The 22,409-nt window shown below is 60.4% G+C and carries 23 protein-coding genes and 1 tRNA gene; 15 read left to right on the top strand and 9 right to left on the bottom strand.

Going from position 1 to position 22,409, the window contains the following annotated elements:
* Positions 1-7: 7 nt before the first annotated feature.
* The gene (locus tag M0412_RS19740; protein ID WP_269701533.1) at positions 8-1,063 is read right to left on the bottom strand and encodes an ornithine cyclodeaminase; all 1,056 of its coding nucleotides are present in this window, start codon (positions 1,061-1,063) and stop codon (positions 8-10) included.
* A 13-nt stretch (positions 1,064-1,076) separates the two neighbouring features.
* Complete coding sequence (gene rocF / locus M0412_RS19745; RefSeq protein ID WP_269701531.1) at positions 1,077-1,997, bottom strand: arginase; 921 nt, start codon at positions 1,995-1,997, stop codon at positions 1,077-1,079.
* Positions 1,998-2,127: 130 nt separating this feature from the next.
* Between rocF and M0412_RS19750 the strand changes: the two genes are divergently transcribed.
* Entirely contained in the window at positions 2,128-2,565 is a 438-nt protein-coding gene (locus M0412_RS19750; RefSeq protein WP_065116260.1) for an Lrp/AsnC family transcriptional regulator, read from the top strand.
* 122 nt (positions 2,566-2,687) lie between these two features.
* Positions 2,688-2,761, top strand: a tRNA-Gln gene (locus M0412_RS19755).
* 71 nt (positions 2,762-2,832) lie between these two features.
* Here the strand turns inward: M0412_RS19755 and M0412_RS19760 are convergent.
* The 5 genes from M0412_RS19760 to bioB are packed head-to-tail and all read right to left on the bottom strand — an operon-like array spanning position 2,833 to position 7,947.
* Positions 2,833-3,819 carry a beta-ketoacyl-ACP synthase III gene (locus M0412_RS19760; RefSeq protein WP_269701525.1) on the bottom strand — a complete coding sequence of 329 codons (987 nt, stop codon included), beginning with the start codon at positions 3,817-3,819 and terminating at the stop codon, positions 2,833-2,835.
* A 45-nt stretch (positions 3,820-3,864) separates the two neighbouring features.
* The gene (locus M0412_RS19765; RefSeq protein WP_269701523.1) at positions 3,865-5,154 is read right to left on the bottom strand and encodes an adenosylmethionine--8-amino-7-oxononanoate transaminase; all 1,290 of its coding nucleotides are present in this window, start codon (positions 5,152-5,154) and stop codon (positions 3,865-3,867) included.
* On the bottom strand, positions 5,151-5,789 hold the full coding sequence (gene bioD, locus M0412_RS19770; RefSeq protein ID WP_269701521.1) for a dethiobiotin synthase: 639 nt from the start codon (positions 5,787-5,789) through the stop codon (positions 5,151-5,153). Before bioD ends, M0412_RS19765 begins: the two co-directional genes overlap by 4 nt.
* Positions 5,786-6,931: an 8-amino-7-oxononanoate synthase gene (locus tag M0412_RS19775; protein WP_269701519.1), complete on the bottom strand. Its 1,146-nt coding sequence runs from the start codon at positions 6,929-6,931 to the stop codon at positions 5,786-5,788. The genes bioD and M0412_RS19775 overlap by 4 nt, the downstream gene beginning before the upstream one ends.
* Positions 6,928-7,947, bottom strand: a complete 1,020-nt coding sequence (gene bioB / locus M0412_RS19780; RefSeq protein ID WP_269701517.1) for a biotin synthase BioB — start codon at positions 7,945-7,947, stop codon at positions 6,928-6,930. Before bioB ends, M0412_RS19775 begins: the two co-directional genes overlap by 4 nt.
* 234 nt (positions 7,948-8,181) lie before the next feature.
* Here bioB and M0412_RS19785 point away from each other — a divergent pair, with 234 nt between their 5' ends.
* The 10 genes from M0412_RS19785 (at position 8,182) to M0412_RS19830 (ending at position 15,484) form a co-directional block, all read left to right on the top strand.
* The gene (locus M0412_RS19785) at positions 8,182-8,628 is read left to right on the top strand and encodes an acetyltransferase (RefSeq protein ID WP_269701515.1); all 447 of its coding nucleotides are present in this window, start codon (positions 8,182-8,184) and stop codon (positions 8,626-8,628) included.
* A gap of 99 nt (positions 8,629-8,727) precedes the next feature.
* A complete protein-coding gene (locus M0412_RS19790) occupies positions 8,728-9,627 on the top strand; it encodes a helix-turn-helix transcriptional regulator (protein WP_269701513.1) in 900 nt (299 codons plus the stop codon).
* Positions 9,628-9,746: 119 nt separating this feature from the next.
* Positions 9,747-10,679, top strand: coding sequence for a hypothetical protein (locus tag M0412_RS19795; RefSeq protein WP_269701511.1), 933 nt, complete (start codon positions 9,747-9,749; stop codon positions 10,677-10,679).
* A gap of 57 nt (positions 10,680-10,736) precedes the next feature.
* Positions 10,737-11,054, top strand: a complete 318-nt coding sequence (locus M0412_RS19800) for a DUF535 family protein (RefSeq protein ID WP_269701509.1) — start codon at positions 10,737-10,739, stop codon at positions 11,052-11,054.
* Positions 11,055-11,158: 104 nt separating this feature from the next.
* Positions 11,159-11,521 (top strand): hypothetical protein, encoded by a 363-nt coding sequence (locus M0412_RS19805; RefSeq protein ID WP_269701507.1) that lies wholly within the window; start codon positions 11,159-11,161, stop codon positions 11,519-11,521.
* 86 nt (positions 11,522-11,607) lie between these two features.
* Entirely contained in the window at positions 11,608-11,832 is a 225-nt protein-coding gene (locus M0412_RS19810) for a hypothetical protein (protein ID WP_269701505.1), read from the top strand.
* Positions 11,832-13,292: a TolC family protein gene (locus tag M0412_RS19815; RefSeq protein ID WP_269701503.1), complete on the top strand. Its 1,461-nt coding sequence runs from the start codon at positions 11,832-11,834 to the stop codon at positions 13,290-13,292. Before M0412_RS19810 ends, M0412_RS19815 begins: the two co-directional genes overlap by 1 nt.
* 14 nt (positions 13,293-13,306) lie before the next feature.
* Positions 13,307-14,665, top strand: coding sequence for a multicopper oxidase family protein (locus M0412_RS19820; RefSeq protein WP_269701501.1), 1,359 nt, complete (start codon positions 13,307-13,309; stop codon positions 14,663-14,665).
* 34 nt (positions 14,666-14,699) lie between these two features.
* A complete protein-coding gene (locus M0412_RS19825) occupies positions 14,700-15,179 on the top strand; it encodes a plastocyanin/azurin family copper-binding protein (RefSeq protein ID WP_269701499.1) in 480 nt (159 codons plus the stop codon).
* A 20-nt stretch (positions 15,180-15,199) separates the two neighbouring features.
* On the top strand, positions 15,200-15,484 hold the full coding sequence (locus tag M0412_RS19830; protein WP_174032639.1) for a copper-binding protein: 285 nt from the start codon (positions 15,200-15,202) through the stop codon (positions 15,482-15,484).
* Between the two features lie 80 nt (positions 15,485-15,564).
* Here the strand turns inward: M0412_RS19830 and M0412_RS19835 are convergent, their stop codons facing one another.
* Positions 15,565-17,085 (bottom strand): MFS transporter, encoded by a 1,521-nt coding sequence (locus M0412_RS19835; RefSeq protein ID WP_269701496.1) that lies wholly within the window; start codon positions 17,083-17,085, stop codon positions 15,565-15,567.
* A 133-nt stretch (positions 17,086-17,218) separates the two neighbouring features.
* On the opposite strand from M0412_RS19835, the gene M0412_RS19840 reads away from it, so the two are divergent.
* Positions 17,219-18,067, top strand: coding sequence for a LysR family transcriptional regulator (locus tag M0412_RS19840; RefSeq protein WP_269701494.1), 849 nt, complete (start codon positions 17,219-17,221; stop codon positions 18,065-18,067).
* A gap of 32 nt (positions 18,068-18,099) precedes the next feature.
* Here M0412_RS19840 and M0412_RS19845 read toward each other — a convergent pair whose 3' ends face one another.
* Positions 18,100-18,531: a MarR family winged helix-turn-helix transcriptional regulator gene (locus tag M0412_RS19845; protein WP_065116569.1), complete on the bottom strand. Its 432-nt coding sequence runs from the start codon at positions 18,529-18,531 to the stop codon at positions 18,100-18,102.
* A 212-nt stretch (positions 18,532-18,743) separates the two neighbouring features.
* On the opposite strand from M0412_RS19845, the gene M0412_RS19850 reads away from it, so the two are divergent.
* Both M0412_RS19850 and M0412_RS19855 read left to right on the top strand, forming a co-directional pair.
* The gene (locus M0412_RS19850; RefSeq protein ID WP_269701488.1) at positions 18,744-20,561 is read left to right on the top strand and encodes a chloride channel protein; all 1,818 of its coding nucleotides are present in this window, start codon (positions 18,744-18,746) and stop codon (positions 20,559-20,561) included.
* Positions 20,562-20,820: 259 nt separating this feature from the next.
* Complete coding sequence (locus M0412_RS19855) at positions 20,821-22,359, top strand: FAD-dependent monooxygenase (protein ID WP_269701486.1); 1,539 nt, start codon at positions 20,821-20,823, stop codon at positions 22,357-22,359.
* Positions 22,360-22,409: the final 50 nt, after the last annotated feature.

The following is a 22,409-nucleotide window of genomic DNA, read 5'->3' on the forward strand; positions in this document are numbered from 1 at the left end:
TGTCCTCTCAGGCGAGAGCCGCCTCACAACGCAGCAACATGCCGAACAGATCGCGTGGCTCATCCGGATCAGCCAGGAGATCCAGCTCCGCATAAAGACCGGTGCCCGGCAGTTTCGAGCGCACATAGCGCAGCGCGGAGAAATCTTCCGTTGCAAAGCCGACGCTGTCGAACAGGGTGATCTGCCTCTCGCCGGTCCGGCCCTGTTTTTCGCCGGCAATGACCTGCCATAACTCGGTCACGGCATAATCCGCCGGCAATTGCTGGATTTCGCCTTCGATGCGCGTCTGCGGCGGATATTCGACGAAAATATCGGATCGCAGCAGGATATCCCGGTGCAGTTCCGTCTTGCCCGGACAATCACCGCCGACGGCGTTGATATGAATGCCGGGGCCAACCATGTTGTCGGTCAGGATCGTCGCATATTGCTTGTCAGCGGTGACTGTCGTGATGATATCCGCGCCTTCCACCGCCTCCTCAGCGCTATTGCAGATTTCGATGGCAAAACCCTGTCCGCCAAGATTGCGGGCGCATTTTTCGCTGGCCGACCGGTCGATATCAAAAAGCCGCAACGTGTCGATGCCAAGGATGGCCTTGAAAGCGCGCGCCTGGAACTCGCTCTGGGCGCCATTGCCGATGATGGCCATGGAGCGGGAATTGGGGCGGGCAAGATGCCTGGCGGCAACGGCCGAAGTAGCGGCAGTGCGCAGCGCCGTCAGGATCGTCATTTCAGTCAGAAGCAGCGGATAGCCGTTACCCACATCGGAAAGCACGCCGAAGGCCGTCACCGTCTGGCGGCCTTCCTTCATGTTCTTCGGATGGCCGTTGACATATTTGAAGCCGTATAGCGTGCCGTCGCTAGTCGGCATCAGCTCGATGACGCCCTCCTTCGAATGTGAAGCGATGCGTGGCGTCTTGTCGAAGCTCTCCCAGCGGCGGAAATCTTCCTCCACCACATCGGCAAGCTCGCGCAGGAAGGTGTCGATTCCCACCCGCAGAACGAGCTTCATCATATGGTCGACGCTGACGAAGGGAACGATATTGAGGTTCGGTATCACGGTCATCGCATCACCCCTTTCAGCCTGCCCGCGTCGGGCGGTCCATGACCCGCTTGCCCATCAGGCTGGCGGCGAGATCGACCATCAGCGTCGCCGTCCTGCCGCGCTCATCAAGGAACGGGTTGAGTTCCACAAGATCGAGACTGCAGACCAGCCCGCTATCATGCAGCATTTCCATCACCAGATGCGCTTCGCGGAACGTCGCGCCGCCGGGAACGGTGGTGCCGACCGCAGGCGCAATCGACGGCTCGAGAAAATCGACATCGAGGCTGACATGCAGCAAACCATTTGCCGCCTGAACGCGGGCGAGAAATTCGCGCAGCAGAACCGCAACGCCGTGCTCGTCTATGGAGCGCATGTCGTGCACGGTGATGCCGCTCTTTTCCAGCGCCGCCCTTTCGGCGGGATCGACGCTGCGGATACCGATCATGCCGATATTTTCTTCCGGCACGGCGTGGGAGAGCGGCGGGAAATAACCGGCAAACCCGTCACGGCCGCTGAAATAGGCAACGGGCGTGCCATGAAGATTGCCGCTGCGCGTCGTCTCCAGCGTGTGATAATCGGTATGGGCATCAAGCCACAGCACGAAAAACGGCCGGCCCGTCTCGGCAACCCGCCGCGCCATGCCAGCCACGGTTCCTGCCGAAATCGCATGGTCGCCGCCAAGAAAGATCGGCACGGCATCCGCACTCTCGCGATAGGCCGCCTCCGTCAGCGCCTCGGTCCAGGCCACGGTTTCTTCCAGATGATGCACGGCCGGGTTGGGGTGGTGAAATTCCTTCAGCGGCGCCGGCGTCACGTTGCCGGTATCGACCACCCGGTGCCCCAGATCCTCCAGCGCACGCATGAGGCCGGCGATGCGATAGGCGCTCGGTCCCATTTCGCATCCCAATTGCCCCGCTCCGATCTGCAGAGGTGCACCAATAAGCCTGATATCCATTCCCGTCCTCGCTTTCCCAACCAACACCATCACTAAACCATAGAGATATGGCGGATTGAACATCAAATATTGGCAAGATTATCGAAATGAACTATCAATCTGGCAAAATCACTTTATCAAACTGGTAATCATGGACAATCTCGACGAACGGCTCGTCACCCTTTTGCGGCACAACGGCAGGCGCAGCATTTCCGATCTTGCAGTGGAGACGGAAACCTCGCGCGCCACGGTTCGCTCCCGCATCGAAAGAATGGAAAACGACGGCACCATCATCGGCTACACCGTCATCCTGCGCGCCGATGCGGTGGAAGCGGCAATCCGCGGTATCATGATGATCGAGATTGAAGGCCATGTGACGGACCGCGTCATCCGCACCCTTGGCGGCTTCCCGGAAATATCCGAGATCCACACCACCAATGGCCGCTGGGACCTGATCGTGGAACTCAACGCCGCCACACTCAGCGATTTCGACGCCGTGCTGCGCCGCATCCGCCTGGTGCCCGGCATCACCGGCAGCGAGACCAGCCTGCTGCTTTCTACCCCGCGTTCCACCCGCGCAAGGCTCTGATCCGGGGATGAAACGCAAAAGAGGGGTGAAAACGCATTTTTCGATTTTTTCGACTTGCGCCCCGGCATAAATCATCTATATGACGACCCACCAAAGCAAACGCGCCACGCGCTTCACGCCTTTGGGGAATAGTTCAATGGTAGAACAGCGGACTCTGACTCCGTCGATCTTGGTTCGAATCCAGGTTCCCCAGCCAATTTCTTCAAATAAAATCAAACATCTACCCACCGACATATTTCGCGTTTCGTTCTGCGCAATGTTACCGCGCTAGTGCCGATAAACAATTGCCCCGCCGGTCAAACCGGCTCCTGCGGCGGTGAGCAATAACGTCTCGCCCTTTGCGATGCGCCTTTCAGCATTGGCCACGGAGAGCGACAGCGGAATGGTCGCGGCAGAGGAATTGCCGAAGCTCTCGACCGTGCGGACGGTTTTTTGCCGGTCGATGTCGAGATTGTCGCAAACGGCATCGAACATGCGGGCATTGGCCTGATGAGGCACGAAACGGTCGATATTCGTCGCCGATAGCTCCGCCTGTTGCAGCACACGCTGTGAGGTCCGGGTCATCAACGCCACGGCGCGGGAGAAGACCTCGCGGCCGTCGCGCATCGTCATCAGCGTTTCCCCGGTGGGCGTGTCAGCGGAGAACGGCTGGCTGCTGCCGCCTGCGGCTATCCGGATCAGATCGTAACCGCTGCCATCAGACCGCAGATCGGCCGAAAGCAGGCCACGCTGCGCTTCCCGGCACGGTTTAAGCACAATCGCCCCGGCAGCATCGGCAAAAAGGACAGCGCTCGCCCTTTCCTGAAGGTTGATGCGGCGGCTCAGAATATTGGCCGCCACGACAAGCACGGCGCGACCATGGGTGCGGACAAAACCATCGGCAAGGGTGAGCGCATAAAGAAAGCCGGAACAGGCGCCGGCGAGATCGATGCCGCCCGATTGCGCCAGGCTCAGCCGATGGGCAAGCAGCGGTGCGGAGGGTGGCAAGAGATGGTCCGGCGTGGAAGTTGCCAGCAATGTGAGCGCGATATCGTCACGGGCGATTTCCGCATCTTCCAGCGCCATGCGGCCGGCTTCGGCGGCAAGGCCGCTTAGCGTGTCGCCTTCCTGCGCCCAATAACGCCTGCGGATGCCGGTTCGCCGCTCGATCCAGCCGGTCTCCAGCCCAAGGCGCAGCTCTATCTCGTCATTGCCGACGCACCGCCCCGGAACGGCATGTCCAAAGCCGGCCATACGCGAAGAAAGTGTCTGCATTGTCTGGTCTTTCAAGAATCTTCAGGAGGATGCGGATGTCCGGTGTCACACGATTCCGGTCGCAGGTATGTCAATGGCTTCGGTGACGATCGAGGCCACCTCATCGATGGCGTCGAAGGCACGGGCCAGATCGTCTGATGTCGAACAATAGGGGGGCATAAGATAAACCGCGTTGCCGAGCGGGCGGATGACAAGCCCGCGCTCGCGGAACAGGCCCCGCATACGCGGTCCCGCTTCGGCGAGATAACCACCGGAAGGCGCCACGAGATCGAGTGCAGCTATGGTGCCCGCCTGCCGGATATTGGTGAAACGTCTGTCTTCGGCAAAGCGCCGCAGATGGTCGCCCAGCGTCTGTTCCAGTTGCCCGATACGCTGCGCCACCGGTTCATCCCGCCAGACCTGGAGATTGGCGACGGCAGCGGCGCAGGCAATCGGATTGGCGGTGTAGGAACTCGAATGGAAAAAGGTCTTGCGGCGGTCGGTCGAAAAATGCGCATCGAAGATATCGCCGCTGCACAGCGTGGCCGCCAGCGGCAGGGAACCGCCGGTCAGGCCCTTCGACGTGCACAGAATATCCGGAGAAATTCCGGCTTGCTCGCATGCGAAAAGACTTCCGGTCCGGCCCCAGCCGGTCATAACCTCATCGGCAATGAACAGGCAGCCATGGCGTTCGGCAATCTGTTTCAGCCCGACCAGAACATCAGCACCATACATCTTCATGCCGCCGGCGCCGAGCACCAGCGGCTCAATCAACAGGGCGGCGACACGGCCTGAACGGCAGAAATGTTCAAAAATATCGAGGGTGGCCTGCGCGCTGCCCTGTTCCGGAAAAGCCAGACGGTCGACACCGAAGAGCAGCGGCTCGTAAGCGGCATTGAACACACCACGTTCGCCGGTGGACATGGTGCCGATCGTATCGCCATGATAGCCATGTTCCATCACCACGATGCGATCGCGCTTTTCTCCGCGATTATGGAAATAACCGAGCGCCATTTTCAGTGCCACTTCCACTGCGGTCGAGCCGCTATCGGAATAAAACACGTGTTCCAGCCCGGCGGGGGCAATGTCGATCAGCCCTCTTGCCAGCGTCTCGGCAGGCTCGTGGGAAAACTCCGCAAAAATCACCTGATCGAAGGCCTCTGTCGCGGCACGGATGGCGGCCATGATCGCCGGGTGCCGGTGACCATGGGTGATGACCCACCAGGATGAAATCGCATCGAACAGCCGAGTGCCATCCTCATCGACGAGATAGGCACCCTGCGTCGACACGATGCGTTTCATCGGCGGCTCCAGCCCGTGCTGGGTGAAGGGATGCCAGATGGGCGAAGGGCTCATGCCGTCACCTCCAGAAAATCGGCAGGATTAAATTGCTGAGCGAAAGCCTGATGCAGCGCCCCGGCGGTCATCTGAGACAGATGCGGCAGACGGCCGAGTGCACGAACCCCGCCGATATCGGTGATGATGCGCTCATTTTCCGCGTGCTCATCGCCGATGAAAACCAGGCCATGCACCGGAATGGCCCGCAACCGCAGCGCCTCAAGCGACAGCAGCGTGTGGTTGATGGTGCCGAGCGCAGTTCTGGCGCAAAGGATCAGCGGGATTTGCCAGCCGGCGAAGATATCGGCAAACAGCAATCTGTCGGTCAACGGCACCAGAAGCCCGCCCGCCCCTTCAATTACCAGCGGCCCTCTTATTTCCGGCGGTTGCAGGAGTGCGGGATCGATCGTCACATTCTCGAGACGCGCCGAAAGATGCGGCGAGGCAGGCATTTTGAGGCAATACGCTTCCGGCAGGATGCGGGTGCGCGGCGCACCACCCAGCCGCTCCACGGTCTGGCTATCGGTCTCCTCTTCCAGCCCGGATTGGACCGGCTTCCAGTAGGAAGCCTGCAGGGCGTGGGTAAGCGCTGCGGCAAAAACCGTCTTGCCGATGCCCGTATCGGTGCCGGAAATAACGAAACGAAGGCTCATGCCCGTTTCTCCTTCAATGCGAAGGCAAGCTGCCCGACCATACCGGCAATCTGGCTCTCATCCACATTCAGCGTGATGGAAAGACGCAGGCGCGCCGTTCCCTCCGGCACCGTCGGCGGGCGGATCGCCCGTACGTCAAAACCGCTTTCACGCAGGTGCGCAGCTATGCCGAGCGAACGGGCGTTGTCGCCGATCATCACCGGCATGATCTGCGAACCGCTGGGTGTGACCCCGAGCCGGGAGTTTAGTTCTTCACCGGCAAAATTTATCAGTTCCGCCAGCCGCGACTGCCGCCAACCTTCCTCGGCGATGATCGACAAGGCTTCCCGCACCGCCGCTGCCATTAGCGGCGAAGGCGCGGTGGAATAGATGAAGCCCCGGGCGCGGTTGATGAGGTAGTCGGCAAGAACCGCAGGCAAGCTCAGAAGTGCGCCGGAAAGGCCAAGAGCCTTGCCGCAGGTGTGCAGCGCCACCACGTTGCCCCGCCCGTCCAGTTCTGCCGCAAGGCCACGACCACCGGGTCCGAAAACGCCGGTGGCATGCGCCTCATCGACCACAAGAAAACCGCCATGTCGTTCGGCAAGATCGGCAAGCGCCGCAAGCCGCGCCCGGTCGCCATCCATGGAATAAAGGCTTTCAACCGCGATCCACGGCCGTCCACGACCGCCAGCCTGACGCCAGCGGCTTATTTCCCGCTCGAATGCCTCGACCTCGTTATGCGGCACAGCGAGCGCCTGCGCCTTGCCGGCCGCTATACCATCATGCACGCTCGCATGGATCAGCGCATCGTAGAGCACAAGATCGTCCCGCAGCGGCAAGGTGGAAAAAAGTGCGACATTGGCGGCGAAACCGCTACCGAAATAGATCGTTTTTTCCGTGCCGAAAAATGCTGCTGCCTCCGCCTCCAACGCCTCATGTTCCGGGTGGTTGCCGCGAAGCAAGCGTGAGCCACCAGCGCCAACCGGCACGCCCCTTTCGATTGCTTCGGTAATCGCCGCCTTCAGCCGGGGTGCATCGGCAAGCGCGAGATAGTCGTTGGAGGTGAAATCGATCCCCTCATGGGGAGAGAGCGCCCGTAGACGCGATTTGCGGTGCAGGCCGGCAAGTTTCACCTCGTAAGCGGAGAGTGCCGATGCGTTCACCGGCCCTCTCCCGATTGTGCAGGCTGCAACTCCATCGGCTTAAGACCCAGACGCCGGAACAGTGCCGTATCGTGATCCTCACCCGGATTATCGGCCGTCAGCAGCGTTTCACCGACGAAAATGGAATTGGCCCCGGCCAGAAAACAGAGCGCCTGCGTCTCGTCGCTCATCTCGGTGCGCCCGGCGGAAAGCCGCACATGCGAACGCGGCATCAGGATTCGTGCCAGTGCGATGGTGCGGACAAAATCGATCGGGTCGACCGGATCGGCGTCAGCGAGCTTGGAACCGGGGATCGGGATCAGCATGTTGATCGGCACGCTTTCCGGTGGAACCGGCAGATTGGCAAGCGTCACCAGCATCGAAATGCGGTCCTCGACCGTTTCTCCCATGCCGAGAATGCCGCCGGCACAGACCTTGATACCCGCATCGCGGACATTGGCGAGCGTTTCCAGCCGATCCTCAAAAGTGCGGGTGGTGATGATCTGTGAATAAAAGCGCTCGGACGTATCGACATTATGATTGTAATAATCGAGCCCGGCATCGGCGAGCCGTTCGGATTGCTCCGGCGTCAGCATGCCGAGCGTCATGCAGGTCTCCATACCCATAGCCTTGACGCCCTCGACCATGGCCACCACCGCCTCCATGTCGCGTTCCTTCGGGTTGCGCCAGGCTGCACCCATGCAATAACGCGTCGCCCCACCTTCCTTCGCCTTGCGCGCCTCCGCCAGCACCCGCTCCACTTCCATGAGCTTGGAGGCCTTCAGACCCGTTGGGTTGCGGGCGGATTGGCTGCAGTAACTGCAATCTTCAGGGCATCCACCCGTTTTGATGGACAGGAGCCTGCTCATCTGGATGGCATTGGCATCGAAATGACGGCGATGCACCTGTTGGGCTTGGAAAAGCAGATCGTTAAACGGTAAATTATAGATAATTTTTGCTTCTTCGAGTGCCGAGCTTGCTTCAATTACGGGAACTTCAGCCCGATTTCGGGCGATTGGCACAATCATCTGATCCATTTGACAGCCTCTCTTTCAAAATAAATAGATAGAACTCCTTTTTATCTATTTTTTTTATCGCCGTTTTTGCAAGCGCTTTTTTCGCGAAAATTCTCTGCTCCGTTAATCCGGCTGGACAGCGGAGCTAAAAATCGACCGCTTCAGGCCCGGAAATTCATCGACCGCAAAGGTGCTCGCGAAAAAGATGAAGGCGGCCCCATGGCGTGAAAAGATCGCAATTGCTAAGGGTGGGACATGATCACACTTCGCCCCTCCACCACCCGCGACACAACCCGCATCCTCGACATATGGAGCCGGGCCGTCGATGCCACCCACGGCTTCCTTCTTCCGGCGGATCGCGCCGCGATCGGAGAGGAAGTCAAAGCCTTCCTCCCGCAAATGCCCCTGACGCTTGCGGTCGATGCTTCGGATGACCCGCTCGGCTTCATGTTTCTGCATGAAGGGCACATGGAGGCGCTTTTCATCGATCCGGATCATCACGGCAAAGGCATCGGCAAGGCGCTGGTGCAGGCGGCCATCGCCGCGCATCCCGAGCTGACCACCGATGTCAACGAACAGAACATCGAGGCCATGGGCTTTTACCGTAAGCTGGGTTTCGAGCCGACAGGCCGCTCCGATCTTGACGGACAGGGGCGACCCTATCCGCTCGTTCATCTTCGATTTCGCGCAACAGAAAAATAGGCCGCCGGGATCGTCGGGGAGGACCAGGCCACGAATACCATCATCCGCTTCGCAACCGACGATTTCCTGCCCGAGTACCGCTTTGATCAATGGCGCGAGGTGCGCGGCAAAAGCCTGTTTGGCGTAACGATCGAGCTTGCGCGGGATCGCCGCCACAGCTTTCAGGGATCATTTCAGGCGCGCGCCATCGCCAACGCCGTCGTGAGCGAGATGCGCGCCTCCTCCTACCGGGTTGATCGCACGGAAGCCGACATTGCCCGTATTGCCGGCGACAGCCTCTGCATCGGCCTGCAGATCAGGGGTTCCGGGCTGCTCTACACGGGCAGGGACCGGGTTCATGCCGTCGGCGGCGGCGATATCACCATCAACCATTCGGATCTGCCTTATGCCGGCATACCGGGCAGCGAAGACCATTTTCATTTCCGGATGCTCAAAATCCCCGTCGATTACGAGGTCATGCTCGGGCAGACGACCTATGACCTGTTTGCGGCCCGCTATGCAGACAATGCCGCCTTCTCCCGGCCGTTCCGGGCGCTCTTCAACGCGCTGAATACCGATCATGGCCGACTCATCGATCCCGCCCGCGATGTGACCCACATTACCCGGCTTGCGATGACGGCGCGCGGGCGGCTTTCTCCCGCCATGCCGGAGGTGCGCGCCGCCCTTCGAACCGGGCTTTGTTACGCGGCCCAGGACATCATGATGCGGAAAAAATCCCGCCAAAACCTCACGCCCGCCGCAGTGGCGAAAGAACTGGGAATTTCACTGCGGCAATTACACGTCGTGTTCGAAGGCGCGGAACTGTCATTTTCCCGCACCCTGTCCGCCATGCGGATCGAGGAGGCAAAACGGCTGCTGCTGGAATTTCCCGCCTTGCCGATCATACAGATTGCGCATGGCTGCGGTTTCGACAGCCTCGCCACCTTCTACCGGGTGTTTGCCGCCGCCTATGGCATGGCGCCGGGCGATGCCCGCCTCATGGGCCCACCCGCAGTTTAAAATTTCGCCTCTGCGCGCAATGAGAAGACGCCTCATCCCCGCCCCTGTAAGGCCCATGGATCGTTCAATCCATGCACCTCCATAGAGAGGTGATGCCGGCAATTCGAGGAGCGCGCGCCATGACCAATTTTTTCGATTTTGCGATTTCCCGGCTGCCGGATAATGCCACGAGGGGCAGCAGGCCACCCCTGAACGAAATCGACGCGCTGGTTCAAACCGCATCTTTCACGGCCGCGTTGCGCCTGTTGGCCGGGAGCTTCATAAGCCTTTATGAAGGTTCACCCGAGATGACTGCGCTTTTCGCCACACGTCAGAGCCGGCTTCTCTGCCACGCGCTGGTGGCGCTTTATTTCCATAAGCGCAGCATCTGCGAGACGGAAACGGGAGAACCCTTCCTGACCCGCGAGGATTTCGCACAGCTGGCGCTGAAGAACAGCCTCGCCAGCCACGAGGGTGCCTACACTTTCTTCAAGCAGGCGCTGAAACGCGGGCTGACGAGACCGGTGACCCAATCCGACAGCGACAGGGTCGATGGCGTAGCACCCTCACCATTGACGCTGGCGATGCTCGCCCATTGGTATGACGTCCGTTTTCAGGCACTGGACCTTATCGACGAGGGGCTGAGGGCCTCACGCTTCATCGAAGGGTCCCAAATCATGCTCGGACATATCCATCCTCGCGTGGCACAGGCGCTGTTATCCAATCCGGAGGTGCGCTGCCCCGGCCCGCTGTCCATCATCTTCAACTGGTTCGATGCGGGCGGCTTGCTGATGGACCGCCTGATTGCCGGTATCGACTGGGAAAGCCCTCTTGAACATGGCAGGCACCTGACGGATGTGAGGACGGCCTCACAACTGGCGCAATCGCTTTCACTGTCGCGGACCCATGTCAGCCGCAAACTTGCGGCGGCCGAAATGATCGGTGGCATCGGTTGGACCGGGCAGCGGGGCCGTTCCGCCCTCTGGATCTCACAGGGGTTTTACGAGGAATATGCCCGCACACAGGCGCGCAAGCTGCTTATTCTCGACGACGCATTCATGGAGATTTTCTAAGAACGGATAAGGTTACGGCCGTAATCGCGAACCGAATTCACCCTGCTCTGGACTATCATGACCTTCGTCTGGCGCGCGCACTGGAAGCGCACCGTCCTCTTCCAGATGCGCGTTGCCGCCAATCCTGTCATCACCTTTCGGTGGTGCGGGTTTCTGGCCGCTTTTCCGGCAAAGCGGAAATTGCCGCCGCCCCATGATGAATTGCCGCAGAAACCGCTGTCGAAGTTTCTTGTCGGCGAAATTTCCCAACAGAGGCGACCGCTTTTTCTCGGGGAGAACTTCACAGTTGCGGACCGTCGTTTTACGAAGACCGTCATGAGCGGGCTCTGGGCAGGAAAGACACTGGAGATGGGCATCGTTGCGCTGGATCGGTAGAGCCCAACCTATTTGTTGATGGTTATGGGCGATACCCATTGACAAATTTCAGGACTGCGGCTCTTCTACAGCGCATGAATGGGATGTTGCGAGCATCGAAATTGATGGCCCTGTTGTTCAGACTGGTGATGGTACTGTCACTGGCGGGCTACAGCGTTTCCACCGTCAATGCCGCAATGCATGCCGAAAACGACGTCCCGATCTCCCAGATCGAGAACGACCATTCGGCTGGACGGGGTCACCATGACGCCGCCGTTCAGGATCACGGCGACCACGCCGATCAACACGACCACGCCAGCAAGGAAAAATCGAAGAATTCCTGCTGCCAGGATTATTGTGGTGTCGCGGCCATTCCGTGCCCCTCTTCATCCCTGAGCCATCCGACCATCATTTCCCTGCGTGCGTTTATCGACGATACGCATGCCGCCGGTCTGGCACCGAAGCTTCAACGCCCCCCTAATATCTGAATATCCGGAACCGCTTAGCGGGCTTTCCTGCACCTGCATGCGTGAGCGTGCTGGAGCAATCATGATCTTATTCCCGGATTTTCACCATGAAACGTTTGTTCCTGGTGGTTGCCCTGCCGCTTTTTGCGGGCGGATGCGCAGCCACCTTACCTGAAGTCGTCGTATCGACCAACAGCCCCGACACTGTCTCCAGCGTCAGGCCCATACCCTATCAAAACCCGATCGGAGCTTACACGCACCGCGTTCCCGTCGATCCGAAACCCTGGCGTGGTCTGAACGATGCACAGGCGCCGGTAAAGGGAGGCGCGTGATGATCATGCGTCCTATCAGACTGGTATCCTCCCTTCTGTTTCCTCTCATCGCGGCAGGCTGTGTTACGACCGATTATGCCGCCAAGGATGCGGGCTTTGCCGATGCGACACTGAAAAGCGCCAAGGCAACCGGCAAGCAGACTGTCTGGGTGCAGAACCAGCAGCAGGCGCAGGTGGTGCGCGACCGCGTCAAGGCGCTGATGGCCAAAAAGACCATCGACGTCGAAACCGCCGTTCAGGTCGCACTGCTGAACAACAAGGGGCTGCAGGCATCCTATGCGGATCTTGGAGACAGCGCTGCCGACGCCTGGCAGACGCAACTCTCCGTCTTTCCGACTTTTTCCGTCAACCTGAACGGCATCGGAACGCCCGGGCTCGCCATGTATCGCGTGCTTGAAGGAGCCGTCACCGCCAATATTCTCGCTTTGGCGACCTACGACAAGAATATCAGGCTGGCGGATACACGCTTCCGTCAGGCTCAGGTCAATGCGGCGATCGCCACCGTATCGCTTGCTGCGGAAACCCGCCGGGCATGGATCAACGCCGTGGCCGCTTGGGAAAACGTCGCCTATCTCAACCAGGCGAAGGTCGCGGCCGACGCCTCTTCGGAACTTGCGAAAAAGATCGGCGAAGCGGGCTCGATGCCCAAGGCCAACCAGGCCCGCGAGCATGTATTCTATGCCGAACTGACGGGAGAAACGGCAAAGGCGCGACTGGCAGCAAAACTCGCCAAGGAAGAGCTGATCCGGCTGATGGGCCTTTCCGGCACGGACGCCGAGTTCCAGATACCCAACCGGCTTCCTTCCCTGCCCAAGACCCTGATAGCGCGCAACGATATCGAGGCGGAAGCAATTCACAAACGCATGGATTTGCAGGTGGCCCGCCTCGAATTGCAGGCAACCGCGCAATCCTATCGTCTGGAAGACGCCACCCGCATCGTCACCGATATCGAGCTCGCCGGAAACTGGGAGAAGGAACGCGAGCGCGAGGACGGGGCCACCCGTTCGGACATTGCAAGAACCGGCTCGCTGTCCTTCACGATCCCGATCTTCGATTCCGGGCAGGCGCGTCTGCGCAAGGGCGAGCTCGCCTATATGCGGGCGGCCAACCAGCTGGCCGGGTTGGCCGTCGACATCCGTTCGCAGGCCCGTTCCGCCCATCTGGCCTACAGGTCGAATTACGACATTGCGCGCCACTACCGCAACAATGTCCTGCCCCTGCGCAGCGCGATCGAGGAGCAGTCACTGCTGTCCTATAACGGCATGATTACCAGCACCTTCGAGCTGATCGCCGATACCCGCGAAAAAATCGAATCCACCATCCTCGCAGTCAACGCCAAGCGCGACTTCTGGTTGGCCGAAGCCAACCTTGCCCCCGTCATCTATGGCGGAAGCACGGGCAGTGCCGCGGCCGAAACCGAAGTCGCATCGGCGGAAGCGCCGGCAGGCGGCGGTCATTGAGAAAGGAAACGGGAATGTTCAGCAGAAGACAATTGCTTGGAGCAGGCGCCGCCGGCGCGGCGCTCGTCTCCTCCAAAACCTGGGCGCAGACTTCCAATATGGGCCTGCCGGAAGCAGCCAGCATGGAAGGCGCTGCGACCCAGGCACCCACCCGCCCCTCAACCGGCCCGGATTACAACCCGGTCGTCACCCTCAACGGATGGACACTGCCCTTCCGGATGAACAACGGCGTCAAGGAATTCCACCTCGTCGCCGAACCGGTGGAACGCGAGATGGCCGAAGGCATGACCGCCTATCTGTGGGGTTACAACGGCCAATCCCCCGGCCCGACCATCGAAGCTGTGGAGGGTGACCGGGTGCGTATATTCGTCACCAACAAATTGCCCGAACATACGACGGTTCACTGGCATGGCATGATCCTGCCTTCGGGCATGGACGGTGTCGGCGGCCTGTCGCAGCCGCATATTCCGGTTGGCAAAACCTTCGTTTACGAGTTCGATCTCGTGAAATCCGGCACCTTCATGTACCACCCGCATTCCGACGAGATGGTGCAGATGGCCATGGGGATGATGGGCTTTTTCGTCGTGCATCCCAAGGATCCGGCATTCATGCCGGTGGACCGGGACTTCGTGTTCCTGCTCAGCGCCTTCGACATCGACCCGGGAACTTACGTGCCCCGTGTCATGGAGATGACCGATTTTAATCTCTGGACCTGGAACAGCCGGGTCTTTCCCGGCATCGATCCGCTGGTCGTGTCGAAAAACGACAGGGTGCGGGTGCGGGTCGGCAACCTGACCATGACCAACCATCCGATCCACATGCATGGTTACGACTTCGAGGTCACCTGCACCGATGGCGGCTGGGTGCGACCCGAGGCGCGGTGGCCGGAAGTCAGCATCGACATTCCCGTCGGCGCGATGCGCGCTTACGAGTTCGACGCCAAATATGAGGGCGACTGGGCGATCCATTGCCACAAGTCGCACCACACCATGAACGCCATGGGTCACGAAATCCCGACATTCATCGGTGTCGACAAAAAGGAAGTCGCCAAGAAAATCCGGCAGATCCGCCCCGAATACATGCCGATGGGCACTGCCGGCATGGCTGACATGGCCGAAATGTCGATGGAGATACCCGAAAACACCGTGCCCATGATGACCGGTTGGGGTCCGCACGGCCCCATCGAAATGGGCGGCATGTTCTCGGTGGTGAAGGTCCGCGAAGGTATCTCCGCAGGCGATTACGCCGATCCGGGCTGGTATCAAAACCCGCCCGGCACACAGGCCTTTGAGTGGACGGGCAACCTGCCCGACGCACCCAAAGCCAAAGATGCAAGCACGCAGCCCCCATCGGCCCATTCGAACCATGGCTGATCATCAACATTCCCAAACGAAAAAGGAAAACGACATGAACACTGCAATTCTTGGCCTTGTGCTGGCAGCACTTGCGACCCCCGCTCTCGCGGCCGGCAGCCACGCCGGCGGACACAGCGAGGCGATGGCAGTGGGTGAGCCCGGCGACGCCACGAAAGTCACCCAGACCATCCGCGTCAGCATGAAGGAAACACCGGATGGCAAGATGATCTTCACGCCCAACAGCTTCAGGGTCCGCAAGGACCAGACCATCCGCTTCACCGTCAAGAACGAAGGCGAGCTCGATCATGAATTCGTTCTCGATGAAGAAGCGAAGGTCATGGAACACAAGGGGCTGATGGAGAAATTCCCCGAGATGGAACATGCCGATCCGAACGCCATCCGCCTGGCGCCTGGCAAGACGGGAGAAATCGTCTGGAGGTTCACCAATGACGGCGTCTTCAAGGTCGCCTGCCTTGTGCCCGGACATTACGACGCCGGCATGCACGGCGATGTCACCGTTGCCAAAAAGTAAGCAAACAAGGAAACCGATCCATGAAAACAGTCATCAACACCACCCTCGCCGCAGCCCTCTTTTTCGCCTCTGCCGCCGGCGCCTTCGCACAGGAATTCACCGCCGGCACGGTGAAGAAACTCGATACCAAGGCTAAAAAAGTCACGCTTATCCATGAGGAACTGAAAAATCTGGACATGCCGGCAATGACCATGGTCTTCGACGTCAAGGACGAAGCCATGCTGGCGAAATTGCAGGAAGGCGCGAAAGTGCAATTCGTGGCCGAGCGGGTGAACGGCAAGCTGACCGTGACGCAGCTGAAATAACAGCGGCGGAACCCGCAAGGACCAGCGCGCACCCCTATCGGCAAAACCGGTGGGGGTGCGCCTCATTCGCCTGCGGTACATTAATCGCAGGCGGGTTTTCGCACCGGGCCGAAGACCACGAAGCTGATGGCGGAAAGCAGCCAGACACTGATACCGGCATAAAGCATGACCAGGCCGAAGCCATCCGCCAGCGCCTGATGGACGAGCACCTCCGACAGGCCCTGCGCCGACGCTTCCGCGGTTCCCGCCGCAACCTTTTCAGCGAGCAACTGCAATGCGTTCATATCCGTGCCGGATGGTAGATTTGCCTGAAGCGAAGAGCGGACGCCCTCCACCAGAATGAAACCCATGACCGGAATATTGATGGCGAGCGAGATCATGCGCGCACTCATGTCGATGCCGGACGCCATGCCGGAACGCGCCGGCGGCACCGCACCCGTGGTCGTATTGGTGACCGGCGTATTGGTCAAACCGAGCCCGATGCCCGAGAGAATGCAGCCGGGCAGCATGGTGAGCCAGTTGGCATTTTCGATGCCGCTGCCCAATTTCATCAGCATGAAACCGAGACCGATGGTGAACAACCCGGCCGGAATGACAAGACGAGGCTGATAACGCAGGGACAGGCGCTCCGCCAGCGGCGGCATCACCAGCGCCGGCAGCGTGTAGGCAAGCAGGCCAAGTCCGGCGGCGACGCTGTCATAACCGAGACCCGCCTGAAACCAGATCGGCAGATAGATCATGAAGGGCCAGAAGCTGATGTTCATTGCCGCCGAGCCGATGATGGCCCCGGAAAACGGCCGGATGCGGAACACGGAAAAATCGAACATCGGCCTTGGCGTGAGCTTTTCCACGATGAGAAAGGCAATGAAGCTTGCGACGGACCCAGCGAGGATCAAAAGCGCGGCCTGACTGGCAAAGCCGAGTTCAGGGCCTTGCGTGATGAAAAAGGCAAGGAGAAACACGGCCAGCGACAGCGTGGCGATGCCGGCAAGATCAAGGCGGGTCGCTTCCGGATCAAACGATTCCCGCACGCCGCCCACTGCAAGCAGCAAAGTGCCGGCGCTGAGCGCCACGTGAACGAGGAACACCCATTCCCAGCTCCACAACGCGACGATGGCCCCGCCGATAATCGGGCCAAAGCCCAGCCCCACGCCGGAGACGATGCCCCACCAGCCGAATGCCATGCCACGTTCACCGGCCGTGCGGAACTGGTGCGACAGGATGGCGATCTGGCACACCAGCATCGCACCGCCGCTCAGCCCCTGGAGGAAACGTGCCGCAATCAGCACCACCACATTTTCCGTCATTCCGCAGGCAAGGGACGAAAGCGCAAAAGCGGCAATGCTGGCAATGAAGACACGCTTGCGGCCAAAGCGGTCGGCCAGCGCGCCTGTCGCCATCAACACTACCGTCACGCCGATCGTATAGGCATTCATGATCCACTGAAGCTGCCGGAAATCCGCATGCAGCACCTGTTCGAGTGTCGGCAGGATCGCCGGGACGCTGGAAATCTCCAGTCCGAACATCAGGGCGGAAAGACAAACGGCAGCGAGCGCCATCGCGCTTCTGCTGCCCGCGGGTGCGGTAACGGCAAGGGTCATTCTTCAGCCTTTCATGGGTCGGATCGCAAAAGCGAAATCCGGTCTGCGGAACCGGACGCAAACTAGCCAAAGCTTGACCATAACTGAATTGGATGATTGGCTATTTCAGAGACAACAAATTGGAATTACCGATATGCGCACGCTGGATGTGGATGCCGTCGAGGCTTTTGTCACCATTGCCGATATGCAGAGCTTCACCCGCGCTGCCGAAGCACTGGGAACCACGCAGGGCGCCATCAGCGTCAAGCTCAAGCGGCTGGAAGACCGGCTGGGCCAGCGGCTGCTTGAGCGCACGCCCCGGTCCGTGCGGCTTTCAGCGCAAGGTGCAGTGTTTCTGGCGCCCGCCCGCGAATTCCTCGCCGCGCATGATCGTGCCCTTGCCGGCCTTTCATCCCCGCGCCGCCGTTTCGGCCTTGGCATTGCCGCCCATGTTGCGGGGCCGGAGGTGCCAACCCTTCTGGCGCGGCTTAATGCTCATGATCCGGGGCTGACGATCGAAGTGCGCATGGACAATTCCCGCGTGCTGCTGGACGCATTCGACCGTGGAGAAATCGACGCCGCGATCATCCGGCGTGAAGACGACCGGCGCGACGGCGAGGTGCTGGGGGCGGAGCATTTCGGCTGGTACGCCGCTCCGCAGTTCGAACACCGGCAGGGCGAGCTCCTGCGGCTGGCAGCGCTTTCACCCGCCTGCGGCGTGCGCGACATTGCCGCCCGCGCGCTGGATTCGGCCGCCATTGCCTGGACGGAAGTGTTTCTTGGCGGCACCTCGTCGATGGTTACGGCCGCGGTCTCCGCCGGTCTTGCCATTTCCGCCTTTTCCTGCCGTCTTGCACCGCCCGGCACGGTCGAGGTCAGCCAGCGCTTCGGCCTGCCGTCGCTGCCCTCCACCGAGGTCGTGATGTTCTCCACCCTCACCGACAGCAGATCCCGCGAGGCGTTGCGCACGCTTGCCGCTGCATTCCGGGAACATCGGCCCTGATACGGCCTCAGGGTAGCAGCGGATAGCGCCGCCTATTTCAGCGGCTCGCGCGCCTCTTCCAATGTCTTGAGAATATCGATCAACCGTGGCGCCATCTCGCGGATTTCGGTAAGATGGATGGCGGTCAGCCGTTCCAGAACGGCCTGCGCCTTGTCCGTCAGCGCCAGCGTCTGGCGCCGCCGGTCGGCAGGGTCAGTGTGCCGGGTGACATAGTCGGCGGTGACCAGCCGGCCCACCAGTTCCGTTGCCGAATGGGGTGCGATCAGCAACCGCTCGGCAAGCCTGCCGACGGTCATCGCCTCTTCATCGCGATGCCCGCGGATGGCAAGCAACGCCTGATGTTGCTGGGCCGGAAGCCCCTCCTCTTGCGCTGCAGAGGTGCTGAAATCCATGAAGCGGCGCAGCGTGTAGCGCAGGTTGGAAAGGGCCTCGTAATCGGCATCGCTCAGCCTGTCCTTTGGCATTTTCCACACTCCCGATCTCTGCGATTCATCCTGCTCAAGGCGCTCAAGGCGGAAATATCTCCCCGGCGCCATTCGTCCGGCTTAGCGCAGGACGGCCTGCTCCGCCAGTGCGGAGCGGCTGATCGGCGCGCCACTTCCCCACACCCGTGTTGATTTATATCGTATTACGATGTATTGACGCCGCCATCAACATCACAGCAACGGAAAATGCCATGCCGAAAACCACGCCTCACCGCCGGCTACACGATTTCACGGGCGGCCTTGCCCGGCGTGAAGCGGGCGATTTTACGACCGACCGCCGCGTTCTAGCCCTTATCGGCATGGCGCTGATCGTCGGCACCGGCGGCGCTTTCGCCGCAAAGCTGCTGGTGAGCCTGATCGCGCTTGTCACCAATCTCGCCTGGTTCGGACAGCTGAGCATGGCAGCCAGCTCTCCCGCCGAAGCGCCACGTTCGTTGTGGATGGTGGCAATCCCCGTGCTTGGCGGCCTCGTCATCGGCCTGATGGCCCGGTACGGATCGGAGAAAATCCGCGGCCACGGCATTCCCGAAGCGATCGAAGCCATACTCATCGGCGGCAGTCGCATGTCGCCGAAGGTCGCCGTCCTGAAGCCGCTCTCCTCGGCAATCTCCATCGGCACCGGCGGGCCGTTCGGTGCGGAAGGGCCGATCATCATGACCGGCGGCGCGATCGGATCGTTATTTGCCCAGTGCTTCCATCTGAGCGCAGCCGAGCGCAAGACCCTTCTCGTCGCAGGTGCGGCAGCCGGCATGACCGCGATCTTCGGCTCGCCGATCGCCGCCCTGACACTCGCCGTTGAACTGCTGCTGTTCGAATGGAAACCGAGAAGCTTCATTCCCGTCGCCCTCGCCACCTGCATTTCGGCGTGCTGGCGTCCTTTCCTTTTCGAATCCGGCGCGCTCTTTCCCCGGCAATTCCACATGGACCTGCCATGGTGGGGCATCGGCCTGTGCGCCATGGTGGGTATCATCGCCGGCCTGCAATCGGGCCTTCTGACGACCCTGCTCTACCGGATCGAAGATGCCTTCGAGGCGCTGCCGATCCACTGGATGTGGTGCCCGGCAATCGGCGGCCTTGCCGTTGGTCTCGGTGGCCTCATCGAGCCCCGTGCGCTGGGGGTTGGTTACGACATTATCGACGGCCTTCTCAACGGCCGATTGCTGCCGCAGGCGGTGCTGACAATATTGCTGGTCAAGTCCGCCATCTGGCTCATATCGCTTTCGTCAGGTACATCGGGCGGCGTGCTCGCACCCCTCCTCATCCTCGGCGGCGCGCTTGGATGGCTGGTCGGTCTGGTGCTACCCGGCGATCCCGGTTTCTGGGCGCTTCTGGGCATGGCAGCGATGATGGGCGGGACGATGCGTGCGCCGCTGACCGGCACCTTCTTTGCAGTTGAACTGACCGGAGACGTCTCAACCCTGCTGCCACTGCTCGCCGCCACCATTTCCGCCTATGCGGTAACGGTGCTTCTGCTGCGCCGGTCGATCCTGACGGAAAAGATCGCGCGGCGTGGCCAGCATATTACCCGCGAATACGGCATCGACCCCTTCGAATATACCCGAGCACGCGACATCATGATCGATACGGTCGATACGTTGCCGGCGGATATGCGCGTCGGCGATGCCTCCGCGTTCTTCGCAACCACCGAAAACACGCATCGGATTTATCCTGTTGTCGATCAACAAGGCGTGCTGAAAGGCATCGTTTCACGCGGCGATGCGCTGCAATGGCAGCAGAACCCGGCGCTTGCCGATCAGAGCCTCGACGAGCGCGTTTCCGACACCTCGGCTCCCGTGGCGCATCCGGAGGATACCATCGGTTATGTCGCGGATTTGATGCTTGCGACCGACACGGGCCGCATCCCTGTCGTCGATGCGGAAACCGGTCGCCTTCTTGGTCTCGTCGCCCGCAAGGATCTGCTGCGGCTTCGCCATGCGGCCAATACGCTGGAGAACGAGCGCAAGCCCTATCTCGGACCACGCAAAGCCGATCCGGCAAAAGCAGGCTGAAATGGCCTGTCTGCGAAGCCACGGCCGGAAAGCAAGTATCCCGTCTTGCCGACCGGCCGGTTCGGCACTATAGAAGAAATGTCGAAAAAGGCACGACTTGGTGTGGTCTAGCCCAAGTCCTTTCGGAAACGAAAGCTCTGTCCATGACGCGTGCATGAGTCCCACGACGAACAACGACGCTGTCAGGGCGTCAAATTGTTCGTCCGTGTGGTTCTCAAAACGATGAGCTGCTCCGGTCGAACGACCAAAGGAGCATTTCATGTCAAATACCCCTCAGATTTACGATGTCGTGATTGCCGGCGCTGGTCCTGTCGGTCTGTTTCTCGCCTGCGAGCTACGCCTGGCCAGGGTTTCGGTTCTGGTGCTGGAACAGGCCCCCGACCCTTCCTCTCCGCTTAAGAAACTTCCCTTCGGCATGCGTGGTTTGTCTGTGCCCACCATCGAAAGTTTCCACCGCCGCGGCCTGCCGGAGGACATAACCGAAAAGCAGCCAGCGAAAGAACAGCCAAACGGCAGCCATGGCTTGACCGCGCATTGGATGCAGCAGCAACGCCGGCCGGGTGGCCACTTTGCCGGCATCCAGTTCTTCCACGATAATATCGACACGTCGAAATGGACCTATCGCTTGTCGGATTCGACGCCGGTTACCATCGCTTCCAGCATGGAAGAGATCGAAACCGTTCTGGAAAGACGTGCAACCGCAATGGGCGCCGAGATCAGACGCGGCCTTGGCGTCGAGGGCATCGAGCAGTCGGATGCGGGGGTGACCGTTTACGCCGGCGGCCAGACATTTCACGCACGGTGGCTTGTTGGCTGCGATGGCGGCCGCAGCACGGTGCGCAAGGCGGGCGGCTTCGATTTCGTCGGTACCGATCCCGAATTCACCGGCTATTCCGTTAAGGTCGAAATGGCTGACCCTGAAAAGCTCGCTCCGGGCCGTCACTACACGTCGACCGGCATGTACACCTATCAAAAGCCCGGAACCATCGCGATGGTCGATTTCGACAGCGGTCGTTTCCACCGAACCCAGCAGATAACGCCGGAGCATGTGCAGACAGTGCTGCGGCATGTTTCCGGCACCGACGTCAGGGTCACGGGCCTCAGCCTTGCAACGACATGGACGGATCGCGCCTATCAGGCCACGACTTACCGCAACGGCCGAATATTGCTTGCGGGCGATGCCGCGCACATACATTCCCCGCTTGGCGGACAGGGGCTTAATCTCGGGCTGGGCGATGCGTTCAATCTTGGCTGGAAACTTGCAGCGACAATCCGCGGCGATGCCCCGGACGGATTGCTGGACACCTATACCGGCGAGCGGCACCCGGTGGGAGCACAGGTCCTCGACTGGTCGCGCGCGCAGGTCGCTCTCATGCGCCCGAGCCGGAGCACAAGGGCGCTGGAAGCCATCATCCGCGATCTCATCGAGACCCGCGATGGCGCGACATATTTCGCCGAGCGTGTCTGGGGTGTTTCCCTGCACTATGAGCTTGGCGGCCAAAATCCGCTTGTCGGCCGCAGCGTTCCGGATTTCGTACTGACCGATGGAAGGAAGACCGGCGAACTTCTGAGAGAAGGCAAAGCTCTGCTTTTGGACTTTGGCGCGGATGCATCGCTTCAAGCGCTTGCAGGCCGTTGGAACGGGCGAATTGCTTATGTGGCGGGCAATGCCGTCAACCACCTCGACTTAAGCGCCGTGCTCGTGCGTCCCGATGGCATCGTCGCCTGGGCCACGGCGTCAACTCCTGACAAGGAGGAACTTACAGAAGCTGCTGGCCGGTGGTTCGGTACATTATAAATTACATCTGAAGCGGGAAATCAGCTTATGCAGAGTTGAAAAAACTGGCG

The organism is Agrobacterium sp. O3.4, assembly GCF_041414895.1.
GTDB lineage: Bacteria > Pseudomonadota > Alphaproteobacteria > Rhizobiales > Rhizobiaceae > Agrobacterium > Agrobacterium cucumeris.

Excerpts from the sequence above, each read along its gene's own strand:
- M0412_RS19740 (WP_269701533.1), bottom strand. The coding sequence starts at position 1,063 with ATGACCGTGATACCGAACCTCAATATCGTTCCCTTCGTCAGCGTCGAC.
- rocF (WP_269701531.1), bottom strand. The coding sequence starts at position 1,997 with ATGGATATCAGGCTTATTGGTGCACCTCTGCAGATCGGAGCGGGGCAA.
- M0412_RS19750 (WP_065116260.1), top strand. The coding sequence starts at position 2,128 with ATGGACAATCTCGACGAACGGCTCGTCACCCTTTTGCGGCACAACGGC.
- M0412_RS19760 (WP_269701525.1), bottom strand. The coding sequence starts at position 3,819 with ATGCAGACACTTTCTTCGCGTATGGCCGGCTTTGGACATGCCGTTCCG.
- M0412_RS19765 (WP_269701523.1), bottom strand. The coding sequence starts at position 5,154 with ATGAGCCCTTCGCCCATCTGGCATCCCTTCACCCAGCACGGGCTGGAG.
- bioD (WP_269701521.1), bottom strand. The coding sequence starts at position 5,789 with ATGAGCCTTCGTTTCGTTATTTCCGGCACCGATACGGGCATCGGCAAG.
- bioB (WP_269701517.1), bottom strand. The coding sequence starts at position 7,947 with ATGGATCAGATGATTGTGCCAATCGCCCGAAATCGGGCTGAAGTTCCC.
- M0412_RS19785 (WP_269701515.1), top strand. The coding sequence starts at position 8,182 with ATGATCACACTTCGCCCCTCCACCACCCGCGACACAACCCGCATCCTC.
- M0412_RS19795 (WP_269701511.1), top strand. The coding sequence starts at position 9,747 with ATGACCAATTTTTTCGATTTTGCGATTTCCCGGCTGCCGGATAATGCC.
- M0412_RS19800 (WP_269701509.1), top strand. The coding sequence starts at position 10,737 with ATGACCTTCGTCTGGCGCGCGCACTGGAAGCGCACCGTCCTCTTCCAG.
- M0412_RS19805 (WP_269701507.1), top strand. The coding sequence starts at position 11,159 with ATGGCCCTGTTGTTCAGACTGGTGATGGTACTGTCACTGGCGGGCTAC.
- M0412_RS19810 (WP_269701505.1), top strand. The coding sequence starts at position 11,608 with ATGAAACGTTTGTTCCTGGTGGTTGCCCTGCCGCTTTTTGCGGGCGGA.
- M0412_RS19815 (WP_269701503.1), top strand. The coding sequence starts at position 11,832 with ATGATCATGCGTCCTATCAGACTGGTATCCTCCCTTCTGTTTCCTCTC.
- M0412_RS19820 (WP_269701501.1), top strand. The coding sequence starts at position 13,307 with ATGTTCAGCAGAAGACAATTGCTTGGAGCAGGCGCCGCCGGCGCGGCG.
- M0412_RS19825 (WP_269701499.1), top strand. The coding sequence starts at position 14,700 with ATGAACACTGCAATTCTTGGCCTTGTGCTGGCAGCACTTGCGACCCCC.
- M0412_RS19830 (WP_174032639.1), top strand. The coding sequence starts at position 15,200 with ATGAAAACAGTCATCAACACCACCCTCGCCGCAGCCCTCTTTTTCGCC.
- M0412_RS19835 (WP_269701496.1), bottom strand. The coding sequence starts at position 17,085 with ATGACCCTTGCCGTTACCGCACCCGCGGGCAGCAGAAGCGCGATGGCG.
- M0412_RS19840 (WP_269701494.1), top strand. The coding sequence starts at position 17,219 with ATGCGCACGCTGGATGTGGATGCCGTCGAGGCTTTTGTCACCATTGCC.
- M0412_RS19845 (WP_065116569.1), bottom strand. The coding sequence starts at position 18,531 with ATGCCAAAGGACAGGCTGAGCGATGCCGATTACGAGGCCCTTTCCAAC.
- M0412_RS19850 (WP_269701488.1), top strand. The coding sequence starts at position 18,744 with ATGCCGAAAACCACGCCTCACCGCCGGCTACACGATTTCACGGGCGGC.
- M0412_RS19855 (WP_269701486.1), top strand. The coding sequence starts at position 20,821 with ATGTCAAATACCCCTCAGATTTACGATGTCGTGATTGCCGGCGCTGGT.